This window comes from Pseudomonas sp. FP1742 (assembly GCF_030687145.1).
Taxonomy (GTDB): Bacteria; Pseudomonadota; Gammaproteobacteria; order Pseudomonadales; family Pseudomonadaceae; genus Aquipseudomonas; species Aquipseudomonas frederiksbergensis_D.
In genome coordinates, this window is sequence record NZ_CP117460.1 from 2,117,436 (window position 1) to 2,137,468 (window position 20,033).

Below are 20,033 nucleotides of genomic sequence, written 5' to 3' on the forward strand. Positions count from 1 at the left end.
ATGAATGCTGAAGACTCCTTGAAACTTGCTCGCCGGTTTATCGGGTTGCCCCTGGAAAAGCGCCAGATGTTCCTTGCGGCCTTGCACAAGGAGGGCGTGGACTTCGCCCGTTTTCCGATTCCGCAAGGGGTCGAGGCCGAGGATCGGCAAGCGCTGTCCTACGCCCAGCAACGCATGTGGTTTCTCTGGCAACTGGACCCGCACAGCGGCGCCTACAATTTGCCGGGCGCGGTGCGCCTGACTGGGCAACTGAACCTGCCGGCCCTGGAGCAGGCGTTCGCCAGCCTGGTGGCGCGTCATGAAACCCTGCGCACGGTGTTCCAGCGCCAGGCCGACGAGTCCCTGCAACAGGCACCTGCCAGTTCGCCGTTGGTGATCGAGCAAATTGATTTCAGCGCGTTGCCGGCCCTTGAGCGCGAACAGGCCGTGGCCGAGGCCGCCCAACAGCAATCGTTGCTGCCGTTCGACCTTGCCGTTGGGCCGTTGCTGCGGGTCAAGCTGCTCAAACTCACCGAACAGGAGCACGTGCTGCTGCTGACCCTGCACCACATCGTGTCCGATGGCTGGTCGATGAACGTGTTGATCGACGAGTTCATCCGCTGCTACGACGCCCATGATGCCGGCGCGCAACCGCAGCTCGCGCCATTACCGATTCAATACAGCGACTATGCCTTGTGGCAACGCCGCTGGCTGGAAGCCGGGGAGCAGGCGCGGCAGCTGGAATACTGGCAAGCCCAATTGGGCTTCGAGCATCCGGTGCTGGAGCTGCCCACCGATCATCCGCGCCCGGCGATGCCCAGCTATCGCGGCACGCGTTATGAGTTCGGCGTCGACGGCCCACTGGCCGAGCAACTGCGAGCCACCGCGCAGAAGCACAACATCACCTTGTTCATGCTGTTGCTTGGCGCGTTCAACGCGTTGCTGCACCGTTACACCGGGCAGACCGACATCCGCGTCGGCGTGCCGATCGCCAACCGCAATCGCGGCGAAGTCGAAGGCCTGATCGGTTTCTTCGTCAACACCCAAGTGCTGCGCACCCGGCTCGACGGCCAGACCCGCGTGGCCGATTTGCTCAGTGATATCAAGGAAACCGCTCTCGGCGCCCAGGCCCATCAGGACTTGCCATTCGAGCGGCTGGTGGAAGCGTTGAAGCTGGAGCGCAGCCTCAGCCACACGCCGTTGTTCCAGGTGATGTACAACCATCAGCCGCAGGTGGCGGACATTTCCACGGTGACCACCGCCTCGGGCCTGGAACTGGGCGTGATCGAATGGGAAGGGCGCACCACCCAGTTCGACCTGACCCTGGACACCTATGAAAAGGCCGGCACACTGCATGCCGCGCTGACCTACGCCAATGACCTGTTCGATGCGCCGACCATCGAGCGCATGGCGCGGCACTGGGCCCATCTGCTGCACGGCATGGTCAGCGACAGCCAGCAGCGCATCAGCGATTTGCCGCTGCTTGAAACCGAGGAATACCAGCGCATCGTCCATGACTGGAACCGCGTTGACGAAGGTTTCGCCGATGATCTGTGCATCCATCAATTGATCGACCGCCAGGTCGCCGCCCAACCGGATGCGCTGGCGGCGACCTTCGCGGCCAAACAACTGACTTACGCCGAGCTCGACAGCCGCGCCAACCAACTCGCCCACAAGCTGATCGAGTTGGGCGTGGGCCCGGAAGTGCGGGTCGGCGTGGCGATGCAGCGTTCCGACAGCCTGCTGGTAGCGCTGCTGGCGGTGCTCAAGGCCGGCGGCGCTTATGTGCCATTGGACCCGGATTACCCGGCCGACCGCGTGGCCTACATGCTCGACGACAGCCGTGCGCTGGTGCTGCTGACCGAGCAGGCTGTTGCTAAAACATTGAGCGTCACGGCGGGCACTCAAGTGCTGTTGATGGACAACGTCGAGTCGTGGCTGGCGGATTATCCGCGCATCGCCCCGGTCACCCGTGTCACGCCGGATAACCTGGCCTACGTGATCTACACCTCCGGCTCCACCGGCAAGCCCAAAGGCGTGGCCATCGCCCATCGCAACGTGCTGGCGCTGATCGACTGGTCGCAATCGGTGTACAGCCGCGACGACATTCAGGGTGTGCTGGCTTCGACTTCGGTGTGTTTCGACCTGTCGGTATGGGAGCTGTTTGTCACCCTGGCCAACGGCGGCTCGCTGATCATCGCCCGCAACGCCCTGGAGTTGCCGCAATTGCCGGCCCGCGATCAGGTGCGCCTGATCAACACGGTGCCGTCGGCGATCAATGCGCTGCACAGTGCCGGGCAGATTCCGCCAGGCGTACGCATCATCAACCTGGCCGGTGAGCCGCTGAAGCAGTCGCTGGTCGACGGGCTTTACGGGCAGTCGACCGTGGCGCATGTCTACGACCTTTACGGCCCGTCGGAAGACACCACCTATTCCACCTGGACCCGTCGCCAGTCCGGCGGCAGCGCCAACATCGGCCGGCCGCTCAAACACACCGCCAGCTATTTGCTCGACGCCGATTTGCAACCGGTGCCGCAGGGCGTATCGGCTGAGCTGTACCTGGCCGGCGCGGGCATCACCCGGGGTTACCTGGCGCGACCGGGCATGACTGCCGAGAAGTACGTGCCGAACCCGTTTGCCAGCAACGGCGAGCGTCTGTATCGCACCGGTGATCTGACCCGCTATCAGGTCGACGGCGCGTTGCAATACGTCGGTCGCATCGACCATCAGGTCAAGGTTCGTGGTTTCCGCATCGAGCTGGGTGAAATCGAAGCACGGCTGTTGCAACAGGACGCGGTACGCGAACTGGCGGTGCTGGCCCAGGATGGCGCCAGTGGTCAGCAACTGGTCGCCTACATCGTGCCCGCCGATGCAGCGCTGTTCGCGGACAATGTCGATGCTCAAGCGAACCTGCGCGAAACCCTGAAAGCCGCGCTGCGCCAACATTTACCGGACTACATGGTCCCGGCTTATCTGCTGTTCCTCGAACAATTGCCGTTGACCCCCAACGGCAAGCTCGACCGCAAGGCCTTGCCAGCAGTCGACGGCACTCTGCAGCAACGTGAACACGTGGCGCCACGCACGGCGCTGGAAAAGTCGCTGGCAACGATCTGGCAAGACATTCTGGCCATCGACAATGTCGGCCTGGAAGACAACTTCTTCGAGCTGGGCGGCGACTCCATTGTGTCGATGCAAGTGATCAGCCGCGCGCGTCAGGCGGGCATCCTGTTGAGCCCCAAAGACCTGTTCCAGTACCAGACCCTGCGCAGCCTGGCGCAAGTGGCCCGCAACGGCGAGCAGAAGCTGATCGATCAAGGTCCGGCGGTTGGCGCGGTGGCCCTGGCGCCGGTGCAGCACTGGTTCTTCGAGCAAGCCATTCCTGAGCGTCATCACTGGAACCAGTCGCTGCTGCTGGTGCCGCGTGAAGCGCTGGATGCCGGGGCGCTGGATCAGGCGTTGGCGCAGTTGCTCCAGCATCACGACGGCTTGCGTCTGCGTTATCAACAGACCGACGCCGGTTGGCAGCAGGCTTATGGCGCAGCGTCTGTTGAGTCGGTGTTGTGGCAACGCTCGGCGCAATCGCTCGAAGAGCTGAATGCGTTGTGCGACGAAGCCCAGCGCAGTCTTGATCTGGGCAACGGCCCGTTGCTGCGAGCGTTGTCGGTGGACGTGGCCGACGGCGCTCAGCGGCTGCTGCTGGTGATTCACCACTTGGCGGTGGACGGTGTGTCGTGGCGGGTATTGCTGGAAGATCTGCAGCAGTTCTATCGCCAGGCACGCGACGGCTCGACGCTGACGACGGCGGCGAAAACCAGTTCATACCAGCGCTGGGTGGCGCGTCTGCAAAGCCACCTGCCAACGTTCCACAACAGTGTCGATTATTGGCAGGCGCAACTGGGCGATGCGCCGCAAACCGACTTGCCGTGCGACCGCCCTGACGGCGCACTGCAAAACCGTTTCGAGCAGAAAGTCGAACTGAGCTTCGATGCCGAACAAACCCGCAAACTGCTGCAACAGGCGCCGGCGGCTTATCGCACTCAGGTCAATGATTTGCTGCTGACCGCGTTGGCGCGGGCCGTGTGCCGCTGGACCGGGCAGGGCAGCACGTTGATCCAGCTCGAAGGACATGGCCGTGAAGACCTGTTCGACGACATCGATTTGACCCGCACCGTGGGCTGGTTCACCAGTCTGTTCCCGGTCAACCTGAGCCCGGCCGGCGACCTCGGCGCATCGATCAAAACGGTCAAGGAGCAACTGCGCGCGGTGCCGGACAAAGGACTGGGCTACGGCGTGCTGCGCTATTTGGCCGACTCGCAGGTTGGCGCCGCACTGGCAGCCATGCCGCAACCGCGCATCACCTTCAACTACCTGGGGCAGTTCGACCGTCAGTTCGACGAAGCGGCGTTGTTTGTGCCGTCCAGCGAAGGCAGCGGCGCGGCCCAGGATCCGTCGGCACCGTTGGCCAACTGGCTGACGGTCGAAGGCCAGGTGTACGGCGGCGAGCTGTCGATGAGCTGGGGCTTCAGCCGCGAGATGTTCGACACCGTGACCATCCAGCAGCTGGTTGATCAATACGCTGTTGAACTCAACGCATTGATCGAGCATTGCTGCACCCTTGAGGTGCCACAGGCCACACCGTCGGACTTCCCGCTGGCGCGCATCACCCAGGCGCAACTCGATGCATTGCCGGTGGCCATCGGCCAACTCGACGACCTCTATCCGCTGTCGCCGATGCAACAGGGGCTGTTGTTCCACACCCTGTATGAACAGGCGGCGGGTGAATACATCAATCAGTTGCGGGTGGATGTGCAAGGCCTCGAACCGGAGCGTTTCCGCACCGCTTGGCAGGCCACGGTCGATGCTCAGGACATCTTGCGCACAGGTTTTGTCTGGCAAGGCGAGCTGGAACATCCGGTGCAGATCGTCCACAAGCAGGTGCAGTTGCCGTTCACCGTGCTCGACTGGCGTGAGCGTGACGATCAGCTTCAGGCCTTGAGTGAACTGGCCGATGCCGAGCGCCAACAAGGGTTCGACCTGAGCCAGGCGCCATTGCTGCGACTGGTGCTGGTGCACACCGCAGCCGATCGCTGGCAGCTGATTTACACCCATCACCACATCCTGATGGATGGCTGGAGCAACTCGCAGTTGCTCGGCGAAGTCTTGCAGCGTTACAGCGGTCGCGTACCGATGGCCACCGGCGGGCGCTATCGCGATTACATCGGTTGGTTGCAGCGTCAGGATGTACAACTGAGCCAGGATTTCTGGCGCGAGCCATTGGCCTCCTTGCAAGAGCCGACCCGACTGGCGCGTGTGCTGTCCGGCAACGAAACCCTGAGCGGGCATGGCGATCACTTCCAGACCCTGGACATCAGTCGCACCCAAGGCCTTGAAGCCTTTGCCCGGCAACAGAAAGTCACCCTCAACACCCTGGTGCAAGCCGCGTGGCTGCTGTTGTTGCAACGCTACACCGGTCACCCAACCGTGGTGTTCGGCGCCACGGTGGCCGGGCGACCGGCAGACTTGTCCGGCATCGAGCAAGCGGTCGGCTTGTTCATCAATACCTTGCCGGTGATCGGCACGCCGCGTCCGGACCAGAGCGTCGGCCGCTGGTTGCAAGCGGTACAGGCGCAAAACCTCAGCCTGCGCGAGTTCGAGAACACGCCGTTGGCGGACATTCAACGCTGGGCCGGGCAGGGCGGCGAAGCCCTGTTCGACAACATTCTGGTGTTCGAGAACTACCCGATTGCCCAGGCGCTGCAACAGGGCGCGGAGCAAGGCGTGGTGTTCGGCGACGTCGCCAACCTTGAGCAAACCCATTATCCGTTGAGCGTGGCCGTGACATTGGGCCAGACCCTGGCGCTGCATTACAGCTTCGACCGGGCGCATTTCTCCACACCTGCGATCGAACGCATCGGTGCACACCTGCTGCAACTGCTGGAGCAGTTCGCCGAGTCGGCCGCACGCAACCTCGGTGAAATCGCCCTGGCCAGCGCCGCCGAACGGGCGCAGCAACAGGCCAATAACCAGCCGCAGCCGTATCCGGTGAATGTCGCCGTGCACCAACGCATCGCCGAACTCGCCGCCCAACGCCCCGAGCGCACAGCAGTGATCTTCGCCGGTCAGCGGTTCAGCTATGGCGACATCGACCAACGCGCCAATCAGTTGGCCCACGCTTTGATCGCGCGGGGTGTCGGCCCGGAAAGCCGGGTCGGCGTGGCCTTGCCGCGCAGTGAAGGGGTGATCGTCGCGCTGCTGGCGGTGCTCAAGGCCGGCGGTGCCTATGTGCCGCTGGACACCAGTTACCCGCGCGAGCGTCTGGCTTATCTGATCGAGGATTCGGGGCTGGCGTTGTTGCTCAGCGATTCGTCGGTTTCTGCGCAGTTGCCGGTGGATGATGCGGTCCCGGTGCTGGAGCTCGACCGTCTCGATCTGCGCAGCCAATCCCTTACCGCACCCAAGGTGCCGCTCGATCCGCAGAACCTCGCTTACGTCATTTACACCTCCGGCTCCACCGGTAACCCCAAAGGCGTGAGCGTCGCCCATGGCCCGCTGGCGATGCATTGCCAGGCCATCGGCCAACGCTATGAAATGCGTGACAGCGACTGCGAATTCCACTTCATGTCCTTCGCCTTCGACGGCGCCCATGAGCGTTGGCTGACCAGCCTGACCCACGGCGCCTCGCTGCTGATTCGCGACGACAGCCTGTGGACCCCGGAACAGACCTACAACGCCATGCGCGAACACGGCGTGACGGTGGTGGCGTTCCCGCCGGTCTACCTGCAACAACTGGCCGAACACGCCGAGCGTGAAGGCCACCCGCCGAAGGTGCGGATCTACTGCTTCGGCGGTGATGCCGTGCCCAACGCCAGTTTCGAACGGGTCAAGCGTGCGCTCGATCCGGACTACATCATCAACGGCTACGGCCCGACCGAAACCGTGGTCACGCCGCTGATCTGGAAGGCCGGGCGCGACGTAGAGTGCGGCGCGGCCTACGCGCCGATCGGCAGTCGCATCGGTGACCGCAGCGCTTACGTGCTGGACGCCGACCTGAACCTGCTGCCCCAAGGCATGGCCGGTGAGCTGTACCTGGGCGGCACCGGCCTGGCCCGGGGTTACCTGAACCGTCCCGGGCTGACGGCGGAGCGCTTTGTCGCCGATCCGTTCAGCGCGGTCGGTGGCTTGCTGTACCGCACCGGCGACCTGGTGCGGCAGCGTGCCGATGGCACGTTCGATTACCTGGATCGCATCGACAATCAGGTGAAAATTCGCGGTTTCCGCATCGAACTGGGGGAAATCGAAGCGCGCTTGCAAACCCTCGACGGGGTACGCGAAGCGGTGGTGGTCGCCCAGGAAGGCACCGCTGGCAGCGGCAAGCGTCTGGTGGCTTATGTGGTCGCCGATGCACTCAACGCCGAGCGTGCTGATTTCGCCGACAGCCTGCGCGAGCAACTCAAAGTCGCGCTGCCGGCGCACATGGTCCCGGCGTATTTGCTGCTGCTTGAGCATCTGCCGCTGACCCCCAACGGCAAACTCGACCGCAAGAACCTGCCCAAGCCAGACGTCAGCCAATTGCAGCAAGCCTATGTGGCGCCGCAAAGCGTACTGGAGCAGCAACTGGCGACGATCTGGCAAGACGTGCTGAAACTCGATCAGGTTGGTTTGAGCGACAACTTCTTCGAACTGGGCGGCGATTCGATCATCTCGATCCAAGTGGTCAGCCGCGCCCGTCAGGCCGGCATCCGCTTCACCCCAAAAGACCTGTTCCAGCACCAGACCATCCAGGCACTGGCCACGGTGGCGCGGTTGGGTGAGCAGGCTCAGGTCATCGATCAAGGGCCGGTGACCGGCGAATTGGTGTTGTTGCCGGTGCAACAGGTGTTCTTCGAACAGACCATCCCCGAGCGTCAGCACTGGAACCAGGCGGTGATGCTCAAGCCGACGCAAACCCTCGACGCTGCGCTACTTGAGCAGGCGTTGGGCGCGCTGGTTACGCACCACGATGGCTTGCGCTTGAGCTTCGTCGAACAGGCCGAGGGCTGGCGGGCGCAGTACCGTGCGCCGGGCAGCCAGACCGAGGCGTTGCTCTGGGCGGTCGACGTCGCTGACGCCACGGCACTGGAAGCGGTGGCCAATGAAGCGCAACGCAGCCTGGACCTGCAACACGGGCCGCTGCTGCGCGCGGTGCTGGCGAACCTCGATGACGGCACTCAGCGCCTGTTGCTGGCGATCCACCATCTGGTGGTGGACGGCGTGTCGTGGCGGATTCTGTTTGACGATCTGCAAACCGCTTACCGTCAGCTGTTGAGCGGCGAGCCCCTGCAATTGCCGGCCAAAACCAGTGCGGCCAAGGTCTGGGCCGAGCACCTGCAAACCTACGCCCGCAGTGCTGAATTGCGCAGCGAACTGGCCTGGTGGCAACAGCAGTTACACGGCGCCGACGTGGCGTTGCCGGTGGACAATCCCGAGGGCGGGCAGCAGAACAAGCATGCACTGACGGTGCGCACGCAACTGAACAAGGAAGTGACCCGGCAACTGCTGCAAGACGCCCCGGCGGCGTATCGCACGCAGGTCAACGACCTGCTGCTGACCGCTCTGGCCCGCGTCATGGTGCGCTGGACCGGGACCGACAGCGCGTTGATCCAGCTCGAAGGTCATGGCCGTGAAGAGCTGTTCGACGGCGTTGACCTGACCCGCACCGTCGGCTGGTTCACCAGCCTGTACCCGGCGAAACTGACGCCGGTCGCTGACCTGGGCGGCTCGCTGAAACAGATCAAGGAACAGCTGCGCGCGGTCCCGAACAAGGGCCTCGGTTTTGGCGCGCTGGCCCATCTGGGTGACGACGCTGCACGTCAAATCCTCAGCCAATTGCCGGTGCCGTGCCTGACCTTCAACTACCTGGGCCAGTTTGACGGTAGCTTCACCGAAGCCGACGGCGCCTTGTTCGTACCGTGCAGTGACGCGGCCGGTGATGAACTGGATGCTCGTGCGCCATTGGCCAACCAGTTGGCCCTCAATGGTCAGGTGTATGGCGGTGAACTGAACCTGGGCTGGACCTTCAGCCGCGAACGGTTCAATGAGTCGACCATTCAGGCGCTGGCCGACGATTACGCTCAGGAACTACAAGCGCTGATCGCCCATTGCTGCCGGGCCGGGCAGCACGGCGTCACCCCGTCGGACTTCCCGCTGGCGCGCTTGAGCCAGGCGCAACTGGACGGCTTGCCGCTGGCACCGCAGTCGATCGAAGACCTGTATCCGCTGTCGCCGATGCAGCAGGGCATGTTGTTCCATGCCGTGTACCAGGAAACCACCGGCGATTACGTCAACCAGATTCGCCTGGATGTGGAAGGGCTCGACCCCGAGCGTTTCCATCAGGCCTGGCAAGCAGCGGTGGATGCCCACGACATTCTGCGCACACGCTTTGTCTGGCAGGGCGAACTGGAAAACCCGGTGCAGGTGGTCGGCAAACACGCGCAGATGCCTTACAGCCTGCATGATTTACGCGCCCATCCGCAGCGCGATCAGGCCTTGCAGACGCTCGCCGACACGGAACGCCAAGCCCTCAACTTGAGCGCACCGACCTTGTTGCGACTGGTGATTGCGCGCATCGACGACCACCGTCATCACCTGATCTACACCAACCATCACATCCTGATGGACGGCTGGAGCAACTCGCAGTTGCTCGGCGAAGTGCTGCAGCGTTACAGCGGCCAGTTCAACGGCGCTCACAGCGGACGTTACCGCGATTACATCGCCTGGCTGCAACGCCAGGACTCGGCCGCCAGCGAAGCGTTCTGGACCCCGGCGCTGCTGGCGCTGGAAGAGCCGACGCGCCTGGCCCAGACCGTCGCAGTGCCGCAAGCGTCTACCGAAACCCAAGGTTACGGCGATCACTTCCAGGTGCTGGAGGCCGATCAAACCCTGCGTCTGGGCGAGTTCGCCCGGGCCGCGAAAGTCACCGTCAATACGCTGGTGCAGGCGGCCTGGTTGCTGTTGCTGCAACGCTACACCGGCAAAACCACTGTGGCCTTCGGCGCGACGGTCGCTGGTCGTCCGGCGGACTTGCCGGGTGTCGAGCAGCAGATCGGGCTGTTCATCAACACCTTGCCGGTGATCGCCAGTCCACGGGCCGAGCAATCGCTTACTGGTTGGCTGCAAGCGGTGCAGGCGCAAAACCTGGCCTTGCGCGAGTTCGAACACACCGCGCTGTTCGATATCCAGCGCTGGGCCGGGCAGGGCGGTGAAGCGCTGTTCGACAACATTCTGGTGTTCGAGAACTACCCGATTGCCCAGGCCCTGGAGCAGGGCGCCCCGCAAGGGCTGCGTTTTGGTCCGGTGGCCAGTCAGGAGCAGACCAACTATCCGCTGACCCTGCTGGTGAGCCTCGACGCGCAACTGTCGCTGCACTTCAGTTATCAGCGCGGCAGTTTTGCGCCGGCGACGGTGAGGCGATTGGCGGCTCATTTGCAGCACTTGTTGAGCCAGATGATCGACGCCGGTGAACGCTGTCTCGGCGAGTTGTTGCTGCTGGATGAAACCGAGCAGCAACAAGTGTTGCTGGATTGGAACCCTGCTGACGAAGGTTTCTCCGATGATCTGTGCATCCATGAGCTGATCGCCAGGCAGGTCGCGGCCATGCCGGATGCGCTGGCGGTGACCTTCGCAACCAAGCAATTGACTTACGCCGAACTCGACAGCCGCGCCAACCAATTCGCCCACAAGCTGATCGAGTTGGGCGTGGGCCCGGAAGTGCGGGTCGGCGTGGCGATGCAGCGTTCCGACAGTCTGCTGGTGGCGTTGCTGGCGGTGCTCAAGGCCGGCGGTGCCTATGTGCCGTTGGACCCGGATTACCCGGCCGACCGCGTGGCCTACATGCTCGACGACAGCCGCGCGTTGGTGCTGCTGACCGAGCAGGCTGTTGCGGCAACATTGAGTATCGCTGCCGAGACACAAGTGTTGTTGATGGACAGCGCCGAGCCATGGCTGGCCACTTACCCAAGCAGCGCACCGGTGACCGGCGTCACGCCGGATAACCTGGCCTACGTGATCTACACCTCTGGTTCCACCGGCAAGCCCAAAGGCGTGGCCATCGCCCATCGCAACGTGCTGGCGCTGATCGACTGGTCGCAATCGGTGTACAGCCGCGACGATATTCAGGGCGTGTTGGCCTCGACATCGGTGTGTTTCGACCTGTCGGTGTGGGAGCTGTTTGTCACCCTGGCCAACGGCGGCTCGCTGATCATCGCCCGCAACGCCCTGGAGTTACCGCAATTGCCGGCCCGCGATCAGGTGCGCCTGATCAACAGCGTGCCGTCGGCAATCAATGCGCTGCACAGTGCCGGGCAGATTCCGCCGAGTGTGCGCATCATCAACCTCGCCGGTGAGCCGCTTAAACAGTCGCTGGTCGAAGCGCTGTATCAGCAGCCGACCATCGAGCACGTCTACGACCTTTACGGCCCGTCGGAAGACACCACCTATTCCACCTGGACCCGTCGCGAGGCGGGTGGCACGGCGAACATTGGTCGCCCGCTCAAACACACCGCCAGCTATTTGCTCGACGCCGATCTGCACCCGGTGCCACAGGGCGTATCGGCCGAGTTGTACCTGGCCGGTGCCGGCATCACCTGGGGTTACCTGGGGCGGCCGGGCATGACCGCCGAGAAGTACGTGCCGAATCCGTTCGCCAGCAACGGCGAGCGCCTGTACCGCACCGGCGATTTGACCCGTTATCAGGCCGATGGCGTGCTCGAGTACCGAGGCCGAATCGATCATCAGGTGAAGATCCGCGGTTTCCGCATCGAGCTGGGTGAAATCGAAGCGCGCCTGCTGGAGCAGCCAGCGGTTCGCGAAGTGGCGGTGCTGGCGCAGGAAGCCCTGGGCAATCAGCAACTGGTGGCCTACGTGGTCGCTTCACCACTGGAGCTCGATGATCAGCAGTCCCTGCGCGATGAACTCAAGGCACGGCTCAGGGAGTCTTTGCCGGAGTTCATGGTCCCGGCGCACCTGCTGTTCCTCGAACAATTGCCGCTGACGCCCAACGGCAAACTCGACCGCAAGGCGTTGCCGACGGTGGAGGGCGGTCATTTGCAGGTGCGTTATCTCGCCCCGCAGAGCGAGCGCGAGCAACAGGTCGCGGCGATCTGGCAGCACGTACTGAAAGTCGAGCGTGTCGGCCTGCTGGATCACTTTTTCGAACTGGGCGGCCACTCGTTGCTGGCCGTCAATGTGGTTTCACGCCTGCAACTGGAACTGGGCCTGAAACTGACCCCACAACTGATTTTTCAACACCCCGTACTCACGGATTTCGTCAGCCGTCTGGCCACCGCGGGTGAGCAGGTCGATACGTTGAAACTGAGCAAGCTGGACGCCCTGCTTGACGAAATGGAGGAAGCTTGATGGATACCAATGTCGCTTTGAAGATCGCCCGGCGCTTCATTACTTTGCCGCTCGACAAGCGCAGGGTCTATCTGCAGAAGATGCTCGAGGAGGGCGTTTCGCCGGCGAACCTGCCGATTCCCGAAACCCGGTCGCAGTTCGATCCGGTGCCATTGTCCTTTGCTCAGGAACGCCAGTGGTTCCTCTGGCAGATGGACCCCGACAGCGCCGCCTACAACATCCCCAGTGCCATGCATTTGCAGGGCGAACTTGACGTAGCAGCACTCGAACGCGGTTTCAATGCGCTGATTGCCCGTCATCAAAGCCTGCGCACCACATTCCGGCAGCAGGATGAGCAAGCGGTGCAGGTGATTCATCCGCACATGAACCTGGCCGTCGCCGTGCATGAACTGGATGAAAGCCCCGATGCCCTGCCGCCAGAGGCGCAGATTCAAGCGTTCGTCGCCGAACAGACCGGGCAGCCGTTCGACCTGATCAACGGGCCGCTGTTGCGCGTCAGCCTGCTGCGCCTTGGCGCGCAGGAGCACGTGCTGACCCTGACCCAGCACCACATCGCCTCGGATGGCGCGTCGATGCGGGTCATGGTCGATGAGTTGCTGCAACTGTACGGCGCTTACCGCCAGGGCCAGGAACTCGCTTTGCCGCCACTGTCGATCCAGTACGCCGACTATGGCATCTGGCAACGGCACTGGATGGAAGCCGGGGAGCGCGAGCGGCAGCTGGAGTATTGGCAGGCGCACTTGGGCGGCGAACATCCGGTGCTGGAGTTGCCCACCGATTACCCGCGTCCGGCGGTGCAGAGCCTGCGTGGCGCCCGTCATGAGCTGGCGTTGCCGCCAGCACTGGGCGAGCGCCTGAGGGCCTTGGCCAAAAGCGAAAACGTCACCCTGTTCATGCTGTTGCTGGCGTCGTTCCAGACCTTGTTGCATCGCTACAGTGGCCAGGCCGAGATTCGCATCGGCGTGCCAACCGCTAACCGCAACCGGGTCGAGACCGAGCGGCTGATCGGCTTCTTCGTCAACACCCAGGTGCTCAAGACCGAGTTCGACGCTCAGGCCACGTTCACCACGCTGCTGGCCCAGGTCAAACAGACCGCGATGGCCGCCCAGGCGCATCAGGACCTGCCTTTCGAACAACTGGTCGAGGCTCTGCAGCCGGAACGCAGCCTGAGTTACAGCCCGCTGTTCCAGGTCATGTACAACCACCAGAGCACCGGCGCCAGCCAAAGCCGCCAGGGCACCGGCGAGCCAGCGCTGACGATCCGCCACTTGCATCAGCCCTCGCGCACCGCGCAATTCGACCTGACCCTGGAAACCTTCGACGGCCCCGAGGGCCTCGGCGCACAACTGACCTACGCCACCGACCTGTTTGACGGCGCGACCATCGAGCGTCTGGCACGGCATTGGCAAAACCTGCTCGGCAGCCTGGTTGCCGATCCGCAGCAACGGGTGGGCGAACTGGCACTGCTCGACGAAACCGAACAACAGCGGGTGCTGGTCGATTGGAACCGCAGCGCCGCCGAATACCCGACCGACCGCTGCATTCATCAATTGATCGAAGCCCAGGCCCGGCGCACGCCAGAGGCCACGGCGTTGGTGTTCGACGGGCAATCCCTGAGTTATGCACAACTCAATCGCCAGGCCAACCAGTTGGCCCATCGGCTGATCGAATGGGGCGTCGGCCCGGATCAGTTGGTCGGTATCGCCATCGACCGTAGCCTGGAAATGCTGATCGGGCTGTTGGCGATTCTCAAGGCGGGCGGTGCCTACGTGCCGCTGGACCCGCAATACCCTGAAGACCGTCTGGCGCACATGATCGAAGACAGTGGCTTGCAACTGCTGCTGACCCAGGCGCATTTGATCGGGCAATTGCCGATTCCGGCCGGCGTGCAGACCCTGTTGCTCGACCCGCAAGGCGAACACGCCCGTGGTTACAGCGAGGCCGATCCGCAGGTAGCGCTCAGCGGTGAACACCTGGCGTATGCGATTTACACCTCCGGTTCCACCGGCAAGCCCAAAGGGGTGATGGTGCGCCATCAGGCGCTGGTGAACTTCGTGGTGAGCATGGTCAAAGCGCCGGGCATCGAGGCCCAGGACCGCATGCTGTCGCTGACCACGTTTTCGTTCGATATTTTCGGCCTGGAAATCTACGGCCCGCTGCTCAGCGGTGCCCGTGTGGTGCTGGTGGACAAGCACACCGCCCAGGATCCGCAAGCGCTGCTGGAGATGATCCGGCAACAGCAAGTCACGGTGGTGCAAGCCACGCCGTCGACCTGGCGCATGTTGCTCGACCACGAGCAGGCGCCCACCCTTCAGGGTTGTAAATTCCTCTGCGGCGGCGAAGCGCTGGCCGATGACCTGGCCCAACGCATGCTCGGTCTGGCGGGGCAGGTCTGGAACCTTTATGGCCCGACCGAAACCACCATCTGGTCGGCGGCCTGGCAGCTGACCCGCGAGCAGCGCCAGCCGTACCTGGGCAAACCGATTGCCAACACCACGCTGTACATTTTGGGCGATGACCTGGCACCGAACCCGGCGGGCTCGATTGGCGAACTGCTGATCGGCGGCGACGGCCTGGCCCGTGGGTATCACGACCGAGCGGCGATGACCGCCGAGCGCTTCCTGCCCGACCCGTTCGGCAACGGCGCGCGGCTGTACCGCACCGGCGACCTGGCGCGCCATCGTCACGACGGCGTGCTCGAATACATGGGGCGCATCGATCATCAAGTGAAGATCCGCGGTTTCCGCATCGAACTGGGTGAAATCGAAGCGCGTCTGCTGGAGCAGCCAGCGGTCCGCGAAGTGGCGGTGCTGGCGCAGGAAGCCCTGGGCAGCCAGCAACTGGTGGCCTATGTAGTCGCGCCGCAACTGGACCTCGATGCCGCTGACGAGCAACTGCGCCTGCGCGATGAACTCAAGGCGCGGCTCAAGGAGTGCCTGCCGGAATTCATGGTCCCGGCGCACCTGCTGTTTCTCGCCAGCCTGCCGCTGACACCTAACGGCAAACTCAATCGCAAGGCTTTGCCGGCGGTGGACTCGAGCCAGTTGCAGGCGCGTTATGTCGCGCCGCAGAGCGAACGGCAACGGCAAATCGCTGCCATCTGGCAGGACGTACTGAAGCTGGAGCGCGTGGGTCTGACCGACAACTTCTTCGAGCTGGGCGGGCACTCCCTGCTGGTGACCCAAGTGGTGTCCCGGGTGCGGCGGGTGCTGGACATTCAGGTGCCGCTGCGCAGCCTGTTCGAGCACAGCACCCTGAAGGATTTCGTCCAGGCATTGGGCGCCGAACCGGGCGAACAGTCATCGCCGATGACCCGGGTCGACCGTGACCAACCGCTGGCGCTGTCCTTTGCCCAGGAGCGCCAATGGTTCCTGTGGAAAATGGACCCCGACAGCGCCGCCTACAACATCCCGACCGCGCTACGGATGCGCGGCGCGCTGGACAAAAACGCCCTGCAACGCAGCTTCGAGGCGTTGGTGGAGCGTCACGAAAGTTTGCGCACGGCATTCGTCGAGGAAGATGGCCGCACCTGGCAGGTGATCCGCCCGCAAGGTCGCGTGAGCTTTGTCGAGCAACGTCTGGCTGCCAGCGATGAAGCGAGCATCAAGGCCTTCGTCGAACAGGAGACGCAACGCCCGTTCGATGTGCTCGACGGCTCGTTGGTGCGCTTCGTTCTGTTGCAGGTGGGCGAGCAGGATCACGTGCTGATTCTGACCCTGCACCACATCGTCTCCGATGCCTGGTCGTTGCAGGTGATGATCGATGATTTGATGGCCCTGTATGCGGCGATCAGCCAAGGCCGGCCGGCCGAGCTGCCGCCATTGCCGGTGCAGTACGCCGACTACGCGGTGTGGCAGCGTCAGTGGATGGTCGCCGGCGAACGGGATCGGCAATTGGCCTACTGGCGCGAAAAACTGGGCAGCGAACAGCCGCTGCTGGAGCTGCCACTGGATCATCCGCGTCCGGCGCAGCAAAGTTTTCGCGGGGCGCGTCTGCCGATCACCCTCGACGAATCCCTGGGCAATGCCCTGAAGGCCTTGGCCCGGCGCGAAAACGTCACGCTGTTCATGCTGTTGCTCGGCTCGTTCCAGACCTTGCTGCATCGCTACAGCGGCCAGGCGGATATCCGCGTCGGCGTGCCGATTGCCAACCGCAACCGTCTGGAAACCGAGCGTCTGATCGGTTTCTTCGTCAATACCCAAGTGCTGCGCGCCGAGTTCGACGTCCAGCTGACGGGGGCTCAACTGCTGCAACAGGCGAAGCAGACGGCCATGGCGGCGCAGATGCATCAAGACCTGCCGTTCGAGCAACTGGTCGATGCGCTGCAACCACAACGCAACCTGAGTCACAGCCCGCTGTTCCAGGCGATGTTCAACCATCGCAGCGAAGCGGCCTCAACGCTGGCCGAATCGTTGCCGGGCATCGAGATGGCAAACCTCAGTTGGGAACACCGCACCGCGCAGTTCGACTTGACCCTGGACACCAGCGATAACCCGCAAGGCCTGCACGCGTCGCTGACCTACGCCACTGATTTGTTCGAGCCGTCGACCATCGAACGCATGGGCCGGCACTGGCTGAATCTGTTGCAGGGCCTGGTCGAGGACATCCACCGTCCGGTCGGGCAATTGGCGTTGCTCGATGACCGCGAGCGGCAAATGACGGTCGTCGATTGGAACGCCACCGCTGTCGACTACCCGTTGCATCGCAGCGTGCAGGCGCTGATCGAAGAACAGGTCGGTAAAACCCCGCAGGCGTGTGCGCTGGTGTTTGCCGAGCAACGCTTGAGCTACGCCGAGCTCAATGGCCGCGCCAATCAACTGGCTCACGTGCTGATCGAGCAGGGCGTCGGCCCGGATGTACTGGTGGGCATCGCGGTCGAGCGGTCGGTGGAAATGGTCGTGGGCCTGCTGGCGATTCTCAAGGCCGGCGGTGCCTATTTGCCGTTGGACCCGGAATACCCGCAGGAACGCCTGGCCTACATGTTTGAAGACAGCGGCATCCAATGGCTGCTGACCCAGAGCCATTTGCTTGAGCAATTACCGATTCCGGCCGGCATTCGCAGCCTGGTGCTGGATCAGGACGGCGACTGGCTGGAAGGCCGCAGCGATGCCAACCCTGGCGTTGATCTCGACGGGGAAAACCTTGCCTATGTGATCTACACCTCGGGCTCCACCGGTAAACCGAAAGGCGCGGGCAACCGTCATTCGGCACTGGTCAATCGCCTGTGCTGGATGCAGCAGGCCTATCGGCTCGACGCCACGGACAGCGTGTTGCAAAAAACGCCGTTCAGTTTCGACGTGTCGGTCTGGGAGTTCTTCTGGCCGCTGCTGACCGGTTCGACCCTGGTGGTGGCCGCGCCGGGTATTCATCGTGATCCGGCGCAGTTGATCGAGCTGATCACCGCGCAACGCATCACCACGCTGCATTTCGTGCCGTCGATGTTGCAGGCATTCCTGCAAGACCCTGCGGTGCACCAATGCGCCAGCTTGACCCGGATCGTCTGCAGTGGCGAAGCCCTGCCAGTGGACGCGCAGCAGCAAGTGTTTGCCAAGCTGCCGAATGCCGGGCTGTACAACCTCTACGGCCCGACCGAAGCGGCCATCGACGTCACGCACTGGACGTGCATCGACGAAGGGCGCGACAGCGTGCCGATCGGCCAGCCGATCGCCAACCTGGGCACTTACATTCTCGATCATGAGTTGTCGCCGGTGCCGGTGGGCGTGATTGGCGAGTTGTACCTGGGCGGCGAAGGCCTGGCCCGGGGTTATCACCGTCGCCCGTCGCTCACAGCAGAGCGCTTCGCGACCAGCCCGTTCGGTGACGGCCAGCGTCTGTACCGCACCGGCGACCTGGCGCGTTATCGCGCCGACGGGGTGATCGAATACGCCGGGCGCATGGACCATCAGGTGAAAATCCGTGGCCTGCGCATCGAATTGGGCGAGATCGAAGCGCGCTTGGCCGAACACGACGAAGTCCGGGAAACCGTGGTCATCGCCCAGGACGGCACGCTGTTGGTGGCGTATGTGGTGCCGGCCCGCGACGCATTGCTGCAGGCCGACGATGAAACTCGCAGCGCCTTGCAGCGCCGTCTCAAGGAACACCTGAGCCAGACCTTGCCGGACTACATGGTCCCGCAGCATTGGCTGTGGCTGGAAAAAATGCCGGTCAGCCCCAACGGCAAACTGGAACGCAAGGCGTTGCCCAAGACCGACACCACGGTCAGCAACAAGGCTTACGTCGCCCCGGCCAGCGCCATCGAACAAGCATTGGTGGAGATCTGGCAAAGCGTGCTAGGGCGGCCGCAGGTGGGAATCAGCGACAACTTCTTTGAGCTGGGCGGCGATTCGATCATCTCGATCCAGGTGGTCAGCCGGGCGCGTCAGGCGGGGATACATTTCAGCCCCAAAGACCTGTTCCTGCACCAGAACGTGCAAAGCCTCGCGGCGGTGGCGAAGGTCGGCGACAGCGACTTGCGCATCGACCAGGGCCCGGTCACTGGCGACACGCCGCTGCTGCCATTCCAGCAGTTGTTCTTTGAACGCGAGATGGCCGAGCCGCACCACTGGAACCAGTCGGTGCTGCTCAAGCCCGCCAAACCGCTGCACGCCCAACACCTGGAGCGTGCGTTGCAGGCACTGGTCAGCCATCACGACGCGTTGCGTCTGGCCTTCACCCGTCAGGGCGATAACTGGACCGCGCAGCATCGCTCCCTGGCCGCGCAACAGGCACTCTGGCAACAGTCGCCGCTGCTGTGGACCGCCGAGGTTGCCGATGCGGCGGCACTCGAACAGTTGGGCGAACAGGCACAGCGTAGCCTCGAACTGGCGAGCGGTAATCTGCTGCGCGCGGTGCTGGCGAACATGGACGATGGCAGTCAGCGACTGTTGCTGGTGATCCATCACCTGGTGGTCGACGGCGTGTCCTGGCGGATTCTGCTCGAAGACCTGCAACAGGCCTACGAGCAGTTGCAGGCCGGCCAAACGCTCAAATTGCCGGCCAAGACCAGCGCCACCCAGGCCTGGGCGCGACGCTTGCAACAACATGCCGACAGCTCGGCGATGCAGGCTCAGCTGAGGTTCTGGCAAGAACAGTTGCAGGATGCACGCAATGACTTGCCCTGCGATCGACCCCAGGGCGAGTTGCATAACCGCCACGCCTTGCATGCGCACACCCGTCTGGACAAACAGCAAACCCGCCAGCTGCTGCAGGAGGCACCGGCGGCCTATCGCACGCAGGTCAATGACCTGTTGCTGACGGCGCTTGCGCGGGTGATTGCGGACTGGACGGGCGACCCATCGACCCTGATCCAGCTCGAAGGCCATGGCCGCGAGGCGCTGTTCGACGAACTCGATTTGAGCCGCAGCGTGGGTTGGTTCACCAGCCTGTTCCCGGTTCGGCTGACCCCGGCGAGCACGCCGCAGGACTCGATCAAGACGATCAAGGAGCAACTGCGGGCGATCCCCGATAAAGGCCTGGGCTTTGGCGCGCTGCGCTACCTGGGCAACGACCGCACCCGCCAGGCGCTGCAAGCCTTGCCCGTGCCGCGCATTACCTTCAACTACCTGGGCCAGTTCGATGCCGGGTTCGGCGACGAGGCGGGTGCACTGTTCACCCCGGCCAGCGAATCGGCGGGGGCGGAGCAAAGTCCGCTGGCGCCGCTG

Annotated in this window: 2 protein-coding genes (1 of these 2 only partly in view); both read left to right on the forward strand. The window is 63.5% G+C overall.

The window, feature by feature from the left end; all coding sequences use genetic code 11:
* Complete coding sequence (locus PSH64_RS09545; protein ID WP_305480521.1) at window positions 1-12,372, forward strand: non-ribosomal peptide synthetase; 12,372 nt, start codon at window positions 1-3, stop codon at window positions 12,370-12,372.
* Window positions 12,372-20,033, forward strand: the 5' portion of a protein-coding gene (locus tag PSH64_RS09550) for a non-ribosomal peptide synthase/polyketide synthase (RefSeq protein ID WP_305480522.1). It continues 5,859 nt past the right edge of the window; 7,662 of the gene's 13,521 nt are visible here — the first part of the coding sequence; the start codon lies at window positions 12,372-12,374; its stop codon lies beyond the right edge, outside the window. The genes PSH64_RS09545 and PSH64_RS09550 overlap by 1 nt, the downstream gene beginning before the upstream one ends.

Excerpts from the sequence above, each read along its gene's own strand:
- PSH64_RS09545 (WP_305480521.1), top strand. The coding sequence starts at position 1 with ATGAATGCTGAAGACTCCTTGAAACTTGCTCGCCGGTTTATCGGGTTG.